Origin of the sequence: Streptomyces sp. NPDC093065, from assembly GCF_044754585.1 — a bacterium.
Lineage (GTDB): Bacteria > Actinomycetota > Actinomycetes > Streptomycetales > Streptomycetaceae > Streptomyces.
This window is the reverse complement of the sequence record NZ_JBIVPJ010000059.1, coordinates 1,440-4,637: the sequence shown is the minus strand read 5'-3', so window position 1 is coordinate 4,637 and position 3,198 is coordinate 1,440. Positions and strand designations below refer to the sequence as shown.

Genomic DNA, 3,198 nt, shown 5'->3' with positions numbered 1-3,198 from the left:
AACACAGTGGACGCGAGCAACTGAGGACAAGCCCTCGGCCTATTAGTACCGGTCACCTCCACACCTCACGGTGCTTCCAGATCCGGCCTATCAACCCAGTCGTCTACTGGGAGCCTTACCCCATCAAGTGGGTGGGAGTCCTCATCTCGAAGCAGGCTTCCCGCTTAGATGCTTTCAGCGGTTATCCCTCCCGAACGTAGCCAACCAGCCATGCCCTTGGCAGAACAACTGGCACACCAGAGGTTCGTCCGTCCCGGTCCTCTCGTACTAGGGACAGCCCTTCTCAAGACTCCTACGCGCACAGCGGATAGGGACCGAACTGTCTCACGACGTTCTAAACCCAGCTCGCGTACCGCTTTAATGGGCGAACAGCCCAACCCTTGGGACCGACTCCAGCCCCAGGATGCGACGAGCCGACATCGAGGTGCCAAACCATCCCGTCGATATGGACTCTTGGGGAAGATCAGCCTGTTATCCCCGGGGTACCTTTTATCCGTTGAGCGACGGCGCTTCCACAAGCCACCGCCGGATCACTAGTCCCGACTTTCGTCCCTGCTCGACCCGTCGGTCTCACAGTCAAGCTCCCTTGTGCACTTACACTCAACACCTGATTGCCAACCAGGCTGAGGGAACCTTTGGGCGCCTCCGTTACTCTTTAGGAGGCAACCGCCCCAGTTAAACTACCCATCAGACACTGTCCCTGATCCGGATCACGGACCCAGGTTAGACATCCAGCACGACCAGACTGGTATTTCAACGACGACTCCACCCACACTGGCGTGCGAGCTTCACAGTCTCCCAGCTATCCTACACAAGCCGAACCGAACACCAATATCAAACTGTAGTAAAGGTCCCGGGGTCTTTCCGTCCTGCTGCGCGAAACGAGCATCTTTACTCGTAGTGCAATTTCACCGGGCCTATGGTTGAGACAGTCGAGAAGTCGTTACGCCATTCGTGCAGGTCGGAACTTACCCGACAAGGAATTTCGCTACCTTAGGATGGTTATAGTTACCACCGCCGTTTACTGGCGCTTAAGTTCTCAGCTTCGCCCCACCGAAATGGAGCTAACCGGTCCCCTTAACGTTCCAGCACCGGGCAGGCGTCAGTCCGTATACATCGCCTTACGGCTTCGCACGGACCTGTGTTTTTAGTAAACAGTCGCTTCTCGCTGGTCTCTGCGGCCACCCCCAGCTCACGGAGTAAATCCGGTCACCAGGTGTGGCCCCCCTTCTCCCGAAGTTACGGGGGCATTTTGCCGAGTTCCTTAACCATAGTTCACCCGAACGCCTCGGTATTCTCTACCTGACCACCTGAGTCGGTTTAGGGTACGGGCCGCCATGAAACTCGCTAGAGGCTTTTCTCGACAGCATAGGATCATCCACTTCACCACAATCGGCTCGGCATCAGGTCTCAGCCGTATGCAAGGCGGATTTACCTACCTCGCGGCCTACACCCTTACCCCGGGACAACCACCGCCCGGGATGGACTACCTTCCTGCGTCACCCCATCACTCACCTACTAACCGCTTGGTCCGGCGGCTCCACCACTCCGAGATTGTCCGAAGACGCACCCGGCGGTTTCACGGCCTTAGCATCACGATGCTCGATGTTTGACGCTTCACAGCGGGTACCGGAATATCAACCGGTTATCCATCGACTACGCCTGTCGGCCTCGCCTTAGGTCCCGACTTACCCTGGGCAGATCAGCTTGACCCAGGAACCCTTAGTCAATCGGCGCAAACGTTTCTCACGTTTGTATCGCTACTCATGCCTGCATTCTCACTCGTGAACCGTCCACAACTGCCTTCCGGCGCTGCTTCACCCGGCACACGACGCTCCCCTACCCATCACAGCCGGCGTTAGCCGTCATGCTGCAATGACACGACTTCGGCGGTACGCTTGAGCCCCGCTACATTGTCGGCGCGGAATCACTAGACCAGTGAGCTATTACGCACTCTTTCAAGGGTGGCTGCTTCTAAGCCAACCTCCTGGTTGTCTGTGCGACTCCACATCCTTTCCCACTTAGCGTACGCTTAGGGGCCTTAGTCGATGCTCTGGGCTGTTTCCCTCTCGACCATGGAGCTTATCCCCCACAGTCTCACTGCCGCGCTCTCACTTACCGGCATTCGGAGTTTGGCTAAGGTCAGTAACCCGGTAGGGCCCATCGCCTATCCAGTGCTCTACCTCCGGCAAGAAACACACGACGCTGCACCTAAATGCATTTCGGGGAGAACCAGCTATCACGGAGTTTGATTGGCCTTTCACCCCTAACCACAGGTCATCCCCCAGGTTTTCAACCCTGGTGGGTTCGGTCCTCCACGACCTCTTACAGCCGCTTCAACCTGCCCATGGCTAGATCACTCCGCTTCGGGTCTTGAGCGTGCTACTCAAACGCCCTATTCGGACTCGCTTTCGCTACGGCTTCCCCACCCGGGTTAACCTCGCAACACACCGCAAACTCGCAGGCTCATTCTTCAAAAGGCACGCAGTCACGAGACACCAAGTAAACTTGATGTCCGACGCTCCCACGGCTTGTAGGCACACGGTTTCAGGTACTATTTCACTCCGCTCCCGCGGTACTTTTCACCATTCCCTCACGGTACTATCCGCTATCGGTCACCAGGGAATATTTAGGCTTAGCGGGTGGTCCCGCCAGATTCACACGGGATTTCTCGGGCCCCGTGCTACTTGGGTGTCTCACAAGCAAGCCGCTGACATTTCGACTACGGGGGTCTTACCCTCTACGCCGGACCTTTCGCATGTCCTTCGCCTACATCAACGGTTTCTGACTCGCCCTGTTGCCGGCAGACAACAGAAGTGAGATCCCACAACCCCGCACACGCAACCCCTGCCGGGTCTCACACGTATACGGTTTAGCCTCATCCGGTTTCGCTCGCCACTACTCCCGGAATCACGGTTGTTTTCTCTTCCTGCGGGTACTGAGATGTTTCACTTCCCCGCGTTCCCTCCACACTGCCTATGTGTTCAGCAGCGGGTGACAGCCCATGACGACTGCCGGGTTTCCCCATTCGGACACCCCCGGATCAAAGCCTGGTTGACGACTCCCCGGGGCCTATCGTGGCCTCCCACGTCCTTCATCGGTTCCTGGTGCCAAGGCATCCACCGTGCGCCCTTAAAAACTTGGCCACAGATGCTCGCGTCCACTGTGCAGTTCTCAAACAACGACCAACCACCCGTC

Annotated in this window: 1 rRNA gene; it reads right to left on the bottom strand. The window is 57.2% G+C overall.

The features are described from left to right. Positions 1 to 22 precede the first annotated feature (22 nt). A 23S ribosomal RNA gene (locus ACIQFU_RS38575) occupies positions 23 to 3,146 on the bottom strand. Positions 3,147 to 3,198: the final 52 nt, after the last annotated feature.